Here is a 16098-nt window from a genome sequence, read left to right on the forward strand (position 1 = left end):
GGACAAGGATACATTCCACATGCGCGCACTCGACATCGCCGGAACGGGCATGCAGGCCCAGCAGACCAACGTTGAAACCATTTCCAACAATATCGCGAACATGAGCACCACGGGCTACAAGCGCTCACGTGCCGAATTTCAGGATCTGATTTACCAGAACATCCGCCGTGTCGGCACAAGCTCTTCCGATACGGGCACGACGGTTCCGTCCGGTGCACAGGTCGGTCTCGGTGTAAAAACGGCAGCGATTTACCGTATCAATGATCAGGGCAGTCTGGAGCAGACCAGCAATTCCCTGGATCTTGCCGTGCAGGGAAAAGGCTATTTCCAGATCCAGCTTCCATCAGGACAGCTTGCCTATACTCGTGACGGCACATTCTCGATGGACAACACCGGTTCCCTCGTTACAGCGGATGGTTATCAGCTGAGCCCGACCATCACGATTCCAAATAACGCCCAGAGTGTCAGCATCGACCAGTCCGGGCAGGTGAGTGTAACGGTTGCCGGGCAGAATAACTCCACGGTGGTTGGTCAGATCCAGCTTGCGACTTTCACCAACGAGAACGGTCTGGATGCTATGGGTCAGAACCTGTTCACGCCAACTACTGCGTCTGGGGACGCGATGCTGGGAACACCAAACACGACCGGCTATGGCAGTGTCATGCAGGGGTATGTTGAGAATTCAAACGTCAATGTCGTGACGGAGATCACTGATCTTATTACGGCGCAACGTGCGTATGAGATGAACAGCAAGGTCATTACCTCCGCCGACGACATGATGCAGACGCTGACCAATCTGGGTGGCCGTTAATCATGGCGCGTGGGCTGTTGTGCCTATCCCTGTTGGCGCTGCTCGCATCTGGGACTTTGCATGCAGCAACCCTGCGAACCAATATCAGCGTCGACCATCCGCGGGTTAGACTGTCTGATCTGTTTTCTGGTTTAACCGCCGGGCAGGATGCCGACATTGGCGATGCTCCGGCGTTGGGGAGCAACTACGTTGTCGGCGGCCCTCAGCTGACGGCGATTGCCGCTCAATTCGGGGTGGACTGGCCGGATGCATCGCCTCTTGTTTCCACAACCGTAACGCGTGCAACCCGAATGATTGAAGAAGACGATGTGCTGCCCGTGTTAAGGCAAAGCTTCGACTTCCCGGAAGATGCGCATGTTGAAATGACCTTGGCCGGTTTTAAACCGGTGGCTGTCCCTGCTCAGGAGACAGCTGCTCCGACTATTTTGCATCTTGATCGCCCGCCCCATGGGGGAGGGCATTTCAGTGCCCGCATGGAAATCCCTTCCCGTGTGGGTGGAAAAGGGACAGCATTTTCTGTTACCGGCACTGTCACGATGGAAGTTAAGGCTGTTGCTCTCCGGCATTCCCTTCGGCCGGGGCAGCCCATCCTGCCTGAGGATGTCAGTGTAGTGCTGGTCAGATCCTCGGATGTTCCGGATGATGCGTTGCAATCAGTGGATGATGCTGTGGGGCTGGAAACAAGAAGCAGCCTGTCTGCCGGGCAGGTGTTGGCCTCTTCGCAGCTTGTTCATCCGCAGCTTGTCAGACGAGGATCACCAGTCGTTCTGTCCTACTCCCAGTCTAGTCTCCACCTGACTGTATCCGGCACGGTCATGGAAGCAGGAGGGAAGGGCGACATGGTGCATGTTTATAATGCAGGCAGTCGCATGGTTCTGACGGGGCGCGTTATTGGCAGGACGGAAGTGGAAGTCATTCCCGGGATTACGCCCCTTTCTGCTGACAGTCGAAACCGCCCCGAGGCGGTCAGCCTGCCGACGCTCTGACACGTCAGGCTTTCTCCGGTTGAGAGCTGGAACGGCCCAGCCGGTGAATGCGCTGTATGATTTTTGCACTCAGCCGGCGCATCCATTTCCCGATTGCATCCATCCAGAGATAGACGATTGGCGTCGTATAGAGCGTCAGAAGCTGGCTTACGATCATTCCGCCCAGAACAGAAACACCAAGAGGTGCGCGCATTTCGCTGCCATAACCATGCCCGATGATCAGGGGCACGGCACCGAGCGCGGCAGCCAGGGACGTCATGAGGATAGGGCGGAAACGGGTGATCGAAGCCTTGAAAATAGCGTCTTTTGGCGACAGTCCTTCAAATCGTTCGGCGTGAATCGCGAAGTCGATGACCAGAATGGCATTCTTTTTCACGATACCCGTCAGAAGAATGATACCGATCACCGCCACGACGCTGAACGGCAGTCCGAAACACCACAATCCCATGACGGCTCCAATGCCAGCGGATGGCAACGTTGAGAGAATGGTGATGGGATGGATCAGGCTCTCATAGAGAATACCCAGCACGATATACATGACAGCAATCGCAGCTGCGAAAGCGATCAGAGCGTTGATCATGACCTTGGTGGTATCGCCTGCTGTGCCTGTAAATTCACCCAGAATACCGTCAGGGGCGTGCGTTTCCTTCATGGTGTCCTGAATCAGTTTGACACCTTGGGCATAGGTCACGCCCTGAGCCAGATCGAAGGAGATGGCTGTTGAATAATAGCCTGAACGATGGGTGACATCGAGCGGCTGCTGCTTCCACAGAATGGAGGCCACATTATCTAGCGGGATCATGGTTTCTGTCGAAGACGACACGGCTGAACCACTCGATTTATTGCCGGAAATCTGGTTGGCGAGTGAGTTCTGGATGGATGACGATGCAAGAGAAGCGAATGTACTTTCCGTCGCACTTGTAGAGGCTTTGGCCCGAATAAGATTCGAGGCTACGCCGCCCGCCGCCGTCCCGGCAGATGTGGAGATCCAGATCTGGTGCAGCATGTTCGGGTCTGTGCGGTATTTTGGATCCAGAACCATGACGACACGGTGTGTTGTGAGTGGTAGGTGGATGGTTGAAACAATGGCCTGACCATAGGAATCATACAGCACGTTCTGGATAAGCTGGGGCGTCACCCCGTAGCGCGCTTCCGTATCCCGCCGCACGGTAATGTAAGCCGCGACAGACTGGCTTTCCGTTGCCGATGAGACATTGATCATCTTTCCGGAAGCCCGCAGAGCGCCGAGCATCTTCGGCAGGTAGTTGGTCAGGCTGGCAATATCTTCGCTACGCAAAACATAACGGTAAGCACCGGTGTTCTTCTGGCTGCTCCCGCCCTGACTGTTGCCGCCGACATTCCAGAACATGACATCTGCGCCCGGCTGAACTGGCACCGCTTTACGGATACGGGCCAGAACCGTCGCAACCGGAGCACGCTCACTCTTTTCCTTCAGGTGCAGATAGAGTTCGCCAGAGTTCTTGTCGTCGCTGAAAATGGTCGTGGATGTGACATCCGGATCTTTCTGGACGATCGCGCCTACGGCCCGTAGCCGGCGATCAATTTCATCAAAGGACATGGTGGCATCCCCTTTGATACGGCCGCCAATCAGGGAAATGTCCTGCTCGGGAATAAATTCCTTTGGCATGATGATGACGGACCCGACTAACAGAACGAAGCTGAGGGGAAGTGTCAGACCCATCAGGATCGTATGGCGAAGGCACCAGTGCATGGAGCGCGCATACAGGCGCACCATGCCATCCAACCCTGCCTCCGTGATACGGATAATCGCCCCGCTCAGGCCAGTGCGCGGCCCTGTGCCGTGATCAATCTCCAGCATGCGCGCACACATCATGGGCGTCAGTGTGAGAGAGAGCCACATCGAGATTACGATGGCGGAAATCATGGTCATGCAGAACTCGAACATGATCGAGCCTGCCGTTCCCGGAAGGAAAAGAAGCGGAATGAAGACGGCCACGAGGGAAGCACTGATGGACAGAACCGTGAAACCAATCTCGGATGAGCCAAGAATACTGGCTTCATAACGGTCCATGCCGTTTTCCATGTGGCGGGCAATATTTTCCAGAACCACGATCGCATCGTCTACGACAAAGCCAACGGCAATGGTCAGGGACATCAGGGACAGCACGTCCAGCGTGAAGTTGAAATACGCCATTGCCGCCAGTGTGCCTGACAGGGCGATCGGCACAGTGACAGCAGGAATGACGGTCGTCATCACTTTCCGGAAGAACAACAGGATGACCAGGACCACCAGAATGACGGAAACCACGAGAGCTTCCTTGGCATCCTGAAGAGCCGCCCGGACAGACCGGGACGTGTCAAGGCCGACAATAAGTTTGACACTGCCCGGTAGTCCGGCCCTCAGCTTGTCCAGATTGGCGTTGATCCCGTTGACGATTGCCACTGTATTGGCGTGAGGCTGCGCAGAAACAACCATTGTGAGGGCACGATGGCCGTTGATGTAACTGGTCTGGTACACGTCCTGAACGCCGTCATACACCTTGGCGACGTCTTTAAGGCGAACCGGATAAAAGCTGTTTCGATATCCGACGATCAGGTCCTGATACTGGTCTGCCTTAACGGCCTGATCGTTGGTAGACAGCAGCATCCGTTTGCCGTGACTGTCGATGAAGCCCTTTGGTGTGAAGGCGTTGGCAGAGGCGAGAGCAGTCCGAATGTCTTCAAATCCGATACCCCATTTGTAGAGGGGGCCAGGGTTGAGCTCCACGCGGACTGCAGGATTTGAAGATCCCACAACCTCTACACGTCCAACGCCTTTGACCTGAGCGAGGTAGGGTTTGACCTGAATATTTGCCACATCATACAGCTCAGCCTGGGTCAGCTGATCGGTTGTGACGCTGAGCAGGTAAACTGGAAAGCCGCTTCCATCGAGTTTGAACGCCTGTGGATCGTCATCCAGAGTGCCGGAAGGGAGGTCACTCCGTGCCGCTCTGAGCGCGGCCTGAACGTCGCGCAAGGCACCATCGATATTTCGGGAAGATGAGAACTCCAGAAAGATCTGCGCCTGCCCCTGACTGGTATCGGACTCAATGTGCTGGAGATCAGCAATCGAGCCGAGACGGCGTTCTAGAGGCGTTGTGACGGAGGTGGCCATCTGTTGCGGATCAGCGCCCGGTTGGGTGGCGACAACCATGATGTTTGTTGTCGTGGCATCCGGCATCGTTGCAACGGGAAGTAAAGGATAGCAGATGATGCCCGCCATGAAGATGGCGATGGACATCAGTGTCGTTGCAACGGGGCGATCAATGAACAGGCGGCAGAAATTCATGCCGACAGCTTATCCTCGATTATAGTCTTTTGGTCATTACCATTAGGACACGAAAAGTCATTTCATTGGATGAATATGGTCAGTAATCGGGCATTCCCGCCGGCTGGGCGGAGGGCTGCCGACAGTAATAGAGTTCTGTAAGCCGTGGTGGCAGAAGGTCCGCCAGCCGTGCGCCCAAAACAAGCCATTTTGGGAAAGTCACACGTCGTCTGCCGCGCAGTGTTCCCCGGAGTATCTGGCGCACTGCGTCTTCTGTCGAGACGAGCCCTGGCATGGGAAAACGATTCCTTTTGACCATGGGAGTATCAATAAAACCACAGCAGACGCTGGTCAGGGTGATGCCTGATTTTTCCAGTGTTGGGGCAGTCGCCACCGTGAAGCGGTCAAGAGCCGCCTTGGACGCTGAATAGGACGGGGTGCCGGGATAGGACACAAAGCCGGCGACCGATGCCATCATGCAGATCTGCCCGCGTCGCCCATTCTGATCGCGTGCCTGCTTTTTCATAACGTCTATGGCCGGGAAGAGTGTGTTCAAGGAGCCAAGAAGATTGGTCTCAATCATGAGACGGGCATGATCTTCGCGTTCCGGAGTGGGAACTGCCGCTCCGGCTGGAGGAAGGCCTCCTGTGATGCCAGCGCAGGCGAAGACCATGTCCAGCCTGACGCTGCTTTCTTCGTGGATCCATTCGGCCATACCCTGTCGGTCGCGGGTATCAATGACGCGACTTCTGACGGTGGCACCCTGTGCCTCGCAAAGTCGCCGCGTCGCATCCAGACCTTCAGAACAACAGTCTCCCAATACAAGGTCCTGACCTGGCCGCGCCAGACGGATCGCCAGCCCTTGGCCAATGCCGGACGCTGCGCCTGTGATGAGAATTTTCACCGTGTCAGACAGCTATTGCCAGGGGACTGACCAGACATGAGGCTGCGGACAAACGAATGCGCATCTGTCGTGACGGACCTGAGCGTCCCGTTATGGCTTGCACCGCCATAGGTATGATGGGTGACGGGTGTACCGGCAGCACAGAGTGCGGAGACCAGACGCTTCTGCTCGTTGGGTGAGGAATGAAGATCCTGCATACCTGTCGCGATCATGACGGGTGTGGAAAGTGACAGGGACGGATATTCAGCCCATTTCAGTGCAGGTACCAAAGCAGCTTCCGCCCCGGGACGCAGGGTTGTGGCTGGTGTCAGGCCCGAGCGGTGCGCCATGGGAAAGAAGTCTGAACTGCATGTTGTGGCAGCGTCGTGCATGAGCGCCAGTGCCCGCGTCGTGAATACAGCGTTTGGATCAAAAGATGGGTCGGCCTGCGAGAGGGAAGCACCCAAGGACAGAAGTTCGGGCACGGCTGGCGAGAAACTGTGCGGATTGCGTGGATGGAGGAGACCCTGCACGCCCTGTGCGTCGAGATAAGGCGGAGCGACGGCTACAGTCCCGACGATATGCAGTTGCGGCGCGTAAGTTGCAGCCATGGCGGAAGCTGCAAGAGCAGCCTGCGCCCCTTGCGAATGGCCGCTGAGAACGGTTGTCAGAGAAATATCTGGAAAACGGGCATGGGCGGCGCGAACGGAGTCCAGCATGCTCATGCCTTCAGAGCGTGCATTGAGCAGCAGGGCATCCCCCGGTTCTCCGAGGCCTGGATAATCCGTCGCCACGATCGCGAAGCCCTGTTGCAGCCATGGCGCATAGAAATGCTCCTGCACGGTTCCCAGACCCATAACAGAGGGGGCACAGGTCAGGTGAAGGCCGCTTTCTCCGTGCCCCCAGGCCAGAACAGGCCAGCCGCCAGCAGGAGGTGTGCCACGCGGGATCAGGACTTCAGCAGACACGCGCACAAGCTGTTTCGGGTTTCGCGCATCCGAACTCCGGTAAGTCAGACGCCATGCCTGTCCAGGCATGTGGGAGATCATGTGATCGATCTGAATGGCCTGTCCGGCGGCGACTGGAGCGCTCAGCGAGTAGGAATCCCCATCGTCCTGAGACGCGCAGCCTGAGAGAAGGGCGAGGGACAGTCCGAAAAGAGCGGTCGTACCGAGTGTCGTGCAAAGTCGGGTCAGAGTCATGGCTGCTTGTGATCTCCAGCGCAGGAACGAACACCATAGCAGTGTAGAAGTCCGTCGGGGAGCCTTCCCGACTTGGAGGACCGGCAATCCGGCGCTACAGAAGAGGCACAGTAAGAAAAGGATAAACCATGAGCGATACCCCTCCCGATCGTCTGTGCGCCAGCCCGGACAGCCCATACTACAATGAAGACGTGCTGACGCGCGGCGTTGGCGTTCGTCTCAAGGGCGAAGAGAAGACCAATGTTGAAGAATATTGCATCAGCGAAGGCTGGGCTCGTCTGTCCGTCGGCAAGGCCGTGGATCGCAAGGGCCGCCCGATGACGCTGAAGGTCACTGGCCCGGTTGAAGCCTGGTTCAAGGACGACGCGAAAGACGCATGATGACGCAGGTCAGCCCCCGCCGGATCATCATCGACACGGATCCGGGACAGGACGATGCCGTGGCGATTCTGCTGGCGCTGGCCTCGCCAGAACTGCATGTGGAAGCGATCATGACCGTTGCCGGTAATGTGCCGCTTTCCCAGACGACCAAGAACGCCTGTGCCCTGCTTGAACTGGCAGGACGCGAGGAGGTCCCTGTGTATGCTGGAGCGGCCCGTCCGCTTCACAAGGCGCCCATCAGCGCCGAGCATGTGCATGGCGAAACGGGGATGGGTGGTGCAAACCTGCCTGAACCTCACCTTCGTGCGCAGGGCATTGATGCGGCTACCCATCTTGTGGATATGCTACGGAAAGAGCCAGCAGACAGCATCACGCTTGTCTGCCTGGGGCCGATGACCAATCTGGCTCATGCCTTGACGCATGCCCCCGATATCGCGCCAAAAATTGCCCGTCTTGTCGCGATGGGCGGTGCGCAGCGGGAAGGCGGCAATATTACGCCAACCGCCGAGTTTAATTTCTTCGTTGACCCTCATGCCGCGAAAATCGTGATAGCTGCGGGCATTCCTACTACGCTTCTGCCGCTGGACGTCACTCATCGCGCTATCGCCACACCACGCAGGCTTGCACCAATTGCAGACTTAAAAACGCCGGTCGGCGATATGGTTGTTCGGATGCTGGGAGCGGAAGACCGCTTCGAGAAGATGAAATACGGCTGGGAAGGCGGTGCTCTGCATGATCCACTGACGATTGGCTGGCTGCTGTGGCCAGACCTGTTCAGTGGTCGGGAGTGCAATGTTGAGATTGAGGTCGAGGCACCTCTTTGCCTTGGACAGAGCGTGGTTGATCTCTGGAAAGTAACCGATCGCCCTGCCAATGCGTTATGGATTGATCATATTGATTCCGACGCGTTCTATACCCGTCTGACGGAAAGACTGGCCCGTCTGAACTAGGGTTTCCTCATTGTCAGTCCCGTGACTTTGGAGCATCGAACATGGCAGACCCGACCCCACAGGATCGCTTCTCCGTTGTCATCGTCGGCGGCGGTGCCGCTGGTATCACGATTGCTGCACAGCTGAAGCGCCAGAGACCGAATCTTTCGGTGGCGATCATTGAACCCTCAACGACGCATGCCTACCAGCCAGGCTGGACGCTTGTTGGTGCAGGCGTCATGACGCTGGCGGAAACGTTGCGTCAGGAAGGTGGCCTGATCCCGAAAGACGTTACCTGGCTTCGGGATAGTGCCGTTTCATTTGAGCCGGATGCCAACACCGTCACGCTGGCAAGCGGGCGTGTTGTTGAATATCGCCGCCTTGTCGTCTGCCCCGGCCTGCAACTGGATTGGGACAAGATCGAAGGTCTTCCCGAAACGCTTGGCCGCAATGGCGTGACGTCCAATTATTCCCGCGAAACCGCTGCTTACACCTGGGAGTGTATTCGTCACCTGGATGGCGGAAAAGCTCTGTTCACCCAGCCTCCGATGCCGATCAAATGCGCAGGCGCTCCCCAGAAGATCGTGTACCTTGCCAGCGACCACTGGCGTAAGGAAGGGTCACTCCACCGTACGGAAGTTGATTTCTCTATTGCGGGAGACGCTCTGTTCGGGGTGAGCTATTTTGTCCCGTCTCTTCAGCGCCAGATCGATTTTTACGGGATCAACCTTCACAAGAAGGAAAATCTCATCAAGGTGGATGGCGAGAAGCGGGAAGCGACCTTCCAGATCGTTGGAACGGAGGAGACCGTTGTCCGTAAGTTCGACATGCTGCACGTCGTCCCGCCACAGAGCGCCCCGGACTTTGTAAAGAAAAGCCCGTTGGCCAATGCGGGCGGCTGGCTGGATGTCGATCCTTCAAGCCTGCGCCATGTGAAATATGACACGGTGTTCGGGGCCGGAGATGTTCTGGGTACAAGCAATGCCAAGACGGCGGCCGCAGCCCGTGAGCAGGCACCAGTTGTCGTGACGAACCTCCTTGCTTCGCTGGATGGTCGACCGCAGACGGGTGCCTACGATGGTTATGGTGCCTGCCCGCTGACGGTATCTTACGGCAAGGTTGTGCTTGCAGAGTTCCTGTATGGTGGGAAGGTCGCTCCCAGTTTCCCATACGACCAACGCAAGCCAAGCCGTTTTGCTTGGTTGCTGAAAACCGAAGTCTTTCCTCGGCTCTATTGGATGGGAATGCTTAAGGGGTATGATGTGAAGGTCAAGCACAAGGTTAAGGAAAGCGCCTGACGTTACAGGCGTTTAAAAAACGACGAAGCCGGGAAAATTTCCCGGCTTTTTTGTGGAGAGCGTTGTGATTTGCAACGATAGACTTGTTGTCACGGTTCTATTTAAACCTGCACGGCTGATCGACAGTGGGCTGCTCATCAGTCTGAATGACCATCAGGGTGACGGCATCGTCTCCGACATTCCCGGCGAAATGTCCGAAATGGCCTTTTGAGTCCTTGCGGCTCATCTGGTCCTCCCCGAGGGAAACATCTCCCGGTCCCATCTCAACCCGCGTTCCATCCATGGACGTAACATACCAGGTTCCCTTGAGTGGAACGATCCATTGGACTTTCGGATCTGGATGCCAACTGCCATCCCAATGAGGTGGCTGTACTGTGGAAATGACCTGAGCCTGTCCTTCCTTGAGGCGGTCCTGCCATTGTGGGCCAGCAGGTTTGGACATGGTTTTCAGGACGTAATTGTGGAAAGGGCAGCGGGTCATGTGACTGATGCCGTTATGGTCCGTCCAGTTGTGCCAGTAATAGACTGTCGGGGGTGTTGGGTCCGCCGCTAACGCCCCCTGGCCAAAGGTGGCAAGTGCAGACATGACGGTAAGGGAAAGCAGGATGCGACGCATGGCTTATGCCTCCTCATGGCGTGGGGGTGGTTGGTACCGTTTGGTCGGTGCGATGTCGTCGAAGCGTTCCCGGCTGGGGGTAGAGAGAAGTTCGATGATCATTCCCCACGGGGTACGACCGTAGCAGAACATGTTTCCAGGGCCGGCTTCGAGGGAAGGTTGACCTTGTGGCTCAGTCAGTAGTTCGCCGCCAGCTTTTGTAAAACGAGCACAGGCAGCGTGAATGTCATCGACGTAAACCGCGAAATGCTGGAGGCCGAAATCGCTGGCACGAAGGGGGTTCCGTTGATCGGGGCCATGCATTTCGAAGAGTTCAATCCCCGGACCGTGACCGACCGACATCATGCACATTTCCCAGACCACAGTTCCTTGCGGCAGACCAAGGATTGCTTCTGTCTGTAAGCCTTGTTGAGGAGAGGCATGGGTCACATTGCGATAGAGCGCAACCGCACCAAGAGCCGTCTCTAGAAATGTGATGGCAAGGTTAATGTCCGGGACGGTGACGCCCACGTGATCTATGCCGCGTGGAAGTCCCGAATGGTCTGGGGTCATGGAGAGATCCTTCACTGATGAAGGTCTCAACAGACGGACGAGGGTCAAGGTTTCCATGACCCTCGTGAGTTTATGACGGAGTATTGCTGTTCAGACGTCGTCGATGGGGCGCTTGGGCAGCAGGGCGGGCACGAAGAAGAGAGTGCAGATCAGGGTGCAGCCCAGAGACATCAGCAGCAACCGGCCCATACTGGCCGTACCCGGGTGGGCCGAAGTTGCCAGAGAGCCGAACGCTGTTGCGGTGGTCAAGGCTGAGAACAGGACGGCGCGCGCTGTTGGGGACGTCAGCGGACCTTTAATGCCTTCACGCCAGTTCATCACGAAGTAGATGTTGAACGAGACGCCCACGCCCAGCAGTAGCGGCAGGGCAATAATATTGGCGTAGTTCAGCGTCTCAGGGACCGTGACAATCAGGATGACTGTCAGCAGCGCGGAGAGCAGAAGCGGTGCCATGACGAGGGCGGCATCAAGAATGCGACGCAGCACAACCAGTAGGATGATGCTGATCATGATGAGTGCGGAAATTGCAGCAACCGTGAACGCGTGAACGATCGTGTTGGCGCTCTCCGTGATCTCCATGGCCGGACCACTAATATCCGGATTGACCGAGCGTAGCTGTGACACGAACTGATGCATGACAGGCGTTTCGGAAATCTGACCTTTCGGGTGAATGGTCAGGCGCTGGCGCCCATCAGGAAGGGCGTAATCCCTGCGAACGTAGTCAGGAATATTATCCATCGTGATGGCCTGAGGCTGCAACGCCGTCCGAAGCATGGAAAGCTGGTCTGGCAGAAAGCGCGTCAGGGCGTGGCTGGCATTGATCAGTGTGGCGTCCGGCGCTGTTGAAAGTGCCGTGAGGGCCTGACGGATCTTTTCCAGAGGGGCGGGAAGCTGTGTCTTGACGTCATTCAGTTTGGTCGCGGCAGCTACGGCAGCAGCGCGAATGGCAGCAGCGTCTGGTTCAGCAGCAGGGTTTTGAACCGTGATGGTTGGCAACAGGATTGAGGCCGTATCCTCGATCATTGCCAGCTTGTCGGTCTGGTCGTCTGGAACCAGAGCGCCGAGCCACAGCACATCATGGACACTTGAAAGCTTCGAGAATGCTGCCGCATTTTTCGCGGCATCCGGGACATTCGGAACCAGAAGCTGTGCGAAATAGGGTGTAGTGATCGGGTTGTCTTCCAGAAGATGAAGCGCGCGCATTCCTTCTGTATTCGGGTTTTTGGTGTGTAGAGGGTCTGCGTCGAACTTCAGCAGCGGCATGAGAGCGACGCCCACAACACCAAGAAGCGCAAAGACCCCGACGACCTTCTTTCGCTTGTGGCGCAACAGATGATCGACGGGCGCCATGAACGTGAAGCCCGGCTCACCAGAGCCAAGTCTTGCCCTGAAGAGGGAAAGAAGCGCTGGGAGGAGCGTCATGGTGCAGAAGAATGCGATCAGCATGCCGAACCCGGCGATCAGGCCGAGCTGCGCAACACCAATGAAGCTTGTCGGCGTGAAAGCCAGGAAGCCAGCAGCAGTCGCAAGGGACGCTACGAGGATCTGCGCACCGCTTTCCCGACCGGTCAGCACAATGGCGTCATGGAGAGTTGGCATGGTGCCGTCGTCATGACGCTGGCCGCGGAAACGCACGCTGTACTGAATGGCAAAATCCACGGCAATGCCAACGAACAGGATCGCGAAGGCAACGGAGATGAGGTTCAGTTCCTTCACCGTCAGAGCTGCAAAACCTGTTGTGAGGAAAAGTCCGGAAATCAGCGTAAGCAGAATGGGAACGATGACGCGGATCGAATGAACGGCAAGTACGAGCCATAACGCAACCAGAACCAGCGAAATCACCAGCCCCAGAACCATACCGTGCGCGACGGTTGAGAATTCCTCGTCGTTCAGTTTGACTTCGCCTGTGATGGCTCCGGAAGCCTGACCGGACTTCACAAACTCAAGGCTGTCGATTGCCTGACGCATTGCGATGGTTGCGCCCTGGCCTGGCTGAAGGGAGCTGTAATCGAGCTTCGGTTTCGTAACGACAAACTCATAGCGGCTTCCCAGTTCGGCCAACCGTCCGACCAAAAGATTCTGCCATGACAGGTCCTGAGGGTGGCCTGCTGCAGCTTTCGTCAGGGAGTCTGCAAATCCGTCCAGCGCGCCATTGAAGCCGCTTGGAATGCCTTGGCCAGCCTTGATGCCGTCGCCGATCAGACCCAGAGCACCAAACAGGCCACGGGCAGAAGGATCTGCGGCCAGAGTTCCGAGGAACGGCTGGGCAGAGACGATGGAGTCCAGTAGTGGCTCAAGGTCTTTCTTGTCGAGGAACAGGAAGCCATGGCTGTTGAAAAAGGGGTTGTCGCCCGGCAGGCTGACCATCTCGAAATGGTCATGATCCTGACTCAGCTTTGCTGCGAGCGCGCGAGCCGTTGCCCGACCCTGTTCCGGAATCTGGCTGTCGATGATGGCAACCAGCTGATTATCATCCTGCGGGAAGAGACGATTCATTTCGTCGGTCCGCTGTTTCCAGGGCAAACTGCTGGCAAACATCTTGCCCGTGTCAGTTGTCACACTGAGGCGCGTAATACTCAGTGCGACACATCCCGCACAGAGAAGCGCAAACAGAACCACCACCAGTGGCGCACGACGTGCACAGGCGGCATTCAGCCGGCCGATCAGATCCGAAAACATGGGGCCTACCCTTAACAGAACGGGCAGCATTTCCCTACCCCAACCTGACATTTCCGCCATCATGGGGCACAATGGAAGCCATGACGTGGACTCTCGATGGCATGGCTGAACATGAAAGTGTGATCAAGGGAAGCACTTTCCTTGCGCGTGCTGCCCCTGTGCCGGACGAAACAGCCGCTCTGGCGTTCTTCAACGACGTTGCGGTGCCGGATGCGACACACAACTGCTGGGCTTTCCGGACGGGCCAGCGTTATCGCACGAGCGATGATGGAGAACCTTCCGGCACGGCAGGACGTCCGATCCTGTCTGCTATCGAAGGGCAGGATTTCGATAATGTGATGGTCGTTGTGACGCGCTGGTTCGGGGGTGTGAAACTTGGGGCCGGTGGACTTGTCCGGGCTTACGGTGGGGCTGCTGCTGCCTGCCTGCGTGAAGCAGCTAAAATCGAACGCATTGAAACGCTGCCTTTACGGTTTCATTGCCCTTTCTCGGTCTATGCTCAGGTTGAAGCCAAACTGCCCGGATGGCGTGCTGAAAAAACCCTTTGCGATTTCGATGCGGAAGGAGCCTGGCTAACGCTTGCCGTTCCGGTTGAGGATGCAGATGCGGTAACGGATTATCTCCGTGACCTGACGCGCGGCCAGATGGTCATCAGTCGACCAGAATAATACAACTATATTTAAAAGTTATAAATAAAATCATACTTTACATAGTGTGTAATATAAGGCTCACTCACGGTTCTGGTTCATTTTTGCCAATCCGTGGGTCTCAATGGTCTTTTCTGTTCCCCGTTACCGTCAGGAAAGGCGTCTTTCTGCCGGCCTGTTCGTTCTGGTCGCAGGTCTTGGGGGTCAGGCACACGCTCAGACTGCTATCCTGAAAACCAACCCATTGGAGCAGCCGCCTGCCGATGAAGAATGGATCAAGGTTCCATCAACCGAACGGCCAATCATCCAGGATTATCCTCATGCTGGTGTCGTGGGGCAGCCCCGGCGGATCACGGCCAAGCAGAATCGCGCACCAAACGGTCATCAGGGTCCTTGGGGCGATTTCAATTATGGGAACGGTGAAGCGGCAGGCTTTGGCCCGGTTGGCCGCTATGGTGCGGCGGCCTGGGCAGAGGACTGGAGTTACCTGCGGGACAAGAGCAAACGCACAGATTTTTTCGATCCACTGAAATTCATTGCACTGAATAACAGTCAAACCATCTGGCTGACTCTCTCTGGAGAGTCGCGTTTGAGAAATTGGTACGAGGAAGCGCCATTTCTGGGCAGAAGCGGCAAGGCGCAGTCAGGCCGTTTTGGCGTCCGTAACCTTCTGGGAGCAGACCTCCATCTGGGCGAGCACGTGCGGCTTTTCGGGCAACTCATCAATGCAGATGCTGGAGGCTGGCGGGGGTATGGTTACAGCTCGACCTATCGGAAGAGGCTGGATCTGCAACAGGGCTTTATCGAGCTGAAGGGCAAGGTCGCTGGAGCGCAGACGGGGTTCATGTTTGGTCGCCAGCAGTTTCTCGATGCTCCGTCCTACATGCTGTATAATCGTGAAACGCCGAACGTCCCATTGTCATGGAATGGTGGTCGGTTCTATGCGCTCTGGCCCCGTATTCGCGTGAATGCTTACGATTTCGTCCAGACCAAGACGGACAGTTATCTGATGTTCCACAATACCGAGGATTACGGAACACGTCTCTACGGTGGGAATACCACTATGATTGTTCCAGCTTTTACGGTTGCCGGGGAGAAGGTGCATTCATTTCTGGATTTGTTTTATATTCGGTATCGCTATAGCAGCGGTCTTTCCGCCGTGCCGACGGCCTCTCGTGTTCTCAAGGGGACGTCGTCCCGAGGAAATCTGGGCTTTCGGTGGTACGGCACATCGGCTTCGGTCGAGTATTCCGTGGGCGCGCTCTATCAGGGCGGCGCATTCCAGTATGCGGGCACTCAGCGCAAAAGCAGCGTGCGAGCCTGGGCGGTTAATGCGATCGTAGGATATCGTCATACGCCGTCACCGCTGCATCCCTTTCTCGGTGTACAGGCCGATGTGTATTCCGGCGGATCGGACGGTCAGAATGGCACAATTCATACCTATATGGCGCCGTTCAATCCACAGACGAACTATCTGGACACCACGACCTATATTTCGCCGTCCAATCTGATCAGTCTTTCGCCTGTTGTAAGCATTACCCCGTGGAAGGGCTTTGCGTCCCTGCGGCTGAAAGCGCCTTTCATGTGGCGCCAGAACGCGAATGGAGCGATCTGGAGTTCGTCTGGCCCTTACACATTCGCCCGGTCTTATCGGGGTGGCTATGTGGGCGTTGTGCCGCAGGCTTCCCTGACATTACAGCTGGACCATCATCTGACCTGGCAGATCTACGGTGCGCGGTTCATGGCTTCGAAAAGTCTGCGGGCTGCGGGTGCGCAGAGCGGGAGTTATGCGCAGTCCAATGTGACGTTCAGATTTTAGAAGAAAC

The 16098-nt window shown here is 56.5% G+C and carries 13 protein-coding genes; 7 read left to right on the forward strand and 6 right to left on the reverse strand.

Annotated elements, in window-relative coordinates; all coding sequences use genetic code 11:
- The first annotated feature begins 19 nt into the window (after window positions 1-19).
- Together flgG and flgA are read left to right on the forward strand one after the other, a co-directional pair.
- Window positions 20-811, forward strand: a complete 792-nt coding sequence (flgG, locus tag GFR01_RS06455; RefSeq protein ID WP_063905085.1) for a flagellar basal-body rod protein FlgG — start codon at window positions 20-22, stop codon at window positions 809-811.
- A 2-nt stretch (window positions 812-813) separates the two neighbouring features.
- Entirely contained in the window at window positions 814-1797 is a 984-nt protein-coding gene (flgA, locus tag GFR01_RS06460) for a flagellar basal body P-ring formation chaperone FlgA (RefSeq protein WP_099181773.1), read from the forward strand.
- Window positions 1798-1801: 4 nt separating this feature from the next.
- Here flgA and GFR01_RS06465 read toward each other — a convergent pair whose 3' ends face one another.
- From GFR01_RS06465 to GFR01_RS06475, 3 genes are all read right to left on the reverse strand, one after another.
- Window positions 1802-5107: an efflux RND transporter permease subunit gene (locus GFR01_RS06465; protein WP_063905087.1), complete on the reverse strand. Its 3306-nt coding sequence runs from the start codon at window positions 5105-5107 to the stop codon at window positions 1802-1804.
- Window positions 5108-5186: 79 nt separating this feature from the next.
- Entirely contained in the window at window positions 5187-5990 is an 804-nt protein-coding gene (locus GFR01_RS06470; protein WP_099181774.1) for an SDR family NAD(P)-dependent oxidoreductase, read from the reverse strand.
- A complete protein-coding gene (locus tag GFR01_RS06475; RefSeq protein WP_099181775.1) occupies window positions 5987-7171 on the reverse strand; it encodes a lipase family protein in 1185 nt (394 codons plus the stop codon). Before GFR01_RS06475 ends, GFR01_RS06470 begins: the two co-directional genes overlap by 4 nt.
- Before the next feature lie 128 nt (window positions 7172-7299).
- Between GFR01_RS06475 and GFR01_RS06480 the strand changes: the two genes are divergently transcribed.
- The 3 genes from GFR01_RS06480 to GFR01_RS06490 are packed head-to-tail and all read left to right on the forward strand — an operon-like array spanning window position 7300 to window position 9778.
- A complete protein-coding gene (locus GFR01_RS06480; protein WP_063905090.1) occupies window positions 7300-7551 on the forward strand; it encodes a DUF3297 family protein in 252 nt (83 codons plus the stop codon).
- Window positions 7548-8501 (forward strand): nucleoside hydrolase, encoded by a 954-nt coding sequence (locus GFR01_RS06485; RefSeq protein ID WP_099181776.1) that lies wholly within the window; start codon window positions 7548-7550, stop codon window positions 8499-8501. Before GFR01_RS06480 ends, GFR01_RS06485 begins: the two co-directional genes overlap by 4 nt.
- A gap of 41 nt (window positions 8502-8542) precedes the next feature.
- The gene (locus GFR01_RS06490) at window positions 8543-9778 is read left to right on the forward strand and encodes an NAD(P)/FAD-dependent oxidoreductase (protein WP_099181777.1); all 1236 of its coding nucleotides are present in this window, start codon (window positions 8543-8545) and stop codon (window positions 9776-9778) included.
- Window positions 9779-9875: 97 nt separating this feature from the next.
- On the opposite strand, the gene GFR01_RS06495 is transcribed toward GFR01_RS06490, so the two are convergent.
- The 3 genes from GFR01_RS06495 to GFR01_RS06505 form a co-directional block, all read right to left on the reverse strand.
- Window positions 9876-10394: a cupin domain-containing protein gene (locus tag GFR01_RS06495; RefSeq protein WP_099181778.1), complete on the reverse strand. Its 519-nt coding sequence runs from the start codon at window positions 10392-10394 to the stop codon at window positions 9876-9878.
- A 3-nt stretch (window positions 10395-10397) separates the two neighbouring features.
- Entirely contained in the window at window positions 10398-10946 is a 549-nt protein-coding gene (locus GFR01_RS06500; RefSeq protein WP_063905093.1) for a VOC family protein, read from the reverse strand.
- A gap of 90 nt (window positions 10947-11036) precedes the next feature.
- Window positions 11037-13625 (reverse strand): MMPL family transporter, encoded by a 2589-nt coding sequence (locus GFR01_RS06505; protein ID WP_099181779.1) that lies wholly within the window; start codon window positions 13623-13625, stop codon window positions 11037-11039.
- A 71-nt stretch (window positions 13626-13696) separates the two neighbouring features.
- On the opposite strand from GFR01_RS06505, the gene GFR01_RS06510 reads away from it, so the two are divergent.
- Together GFR01_RS06510 and GFR01_RS06515 are read left to right on the forward strand one after the other, a co-directional pair.
- Window positions 13697-14293 carry an IMPACT family protein gene (locus GFR01_RS06510; protein WP_099181780.1) on the forward strand — a complete coding sequence of 199 codons (597 nt, stop codon included), beginning with the start codon at window positions 13697-13699 and terminating at the stop codon, window positions 14291-14293.
- Between the two features lie 103 nt (window positions 14294-14396).
- Window positions 14397-16091: an alginate export family protein gene (locus GFR01_RS06515; protein ID WP_099181781.1), complete on the forward strand. Its 1695-nt coding sequence runs from the start codon at window positions 14397-14399 to the stop codon at window positions 16089-16091.
- The last annotated feature ends 7 nt before the right edge of the window (window positions 16092-16098 follow it).

Origin of the sequence: Gluconobacter frateurii, assembly GCF_002723955.1 — a bacterium.
Lineage (GTDB): Bacteria > Pseudomonadota > Alphaproteobacteria > Acetobacterales > Acetobacteraceae > Gluconobacter > Gluconobacter frateurii.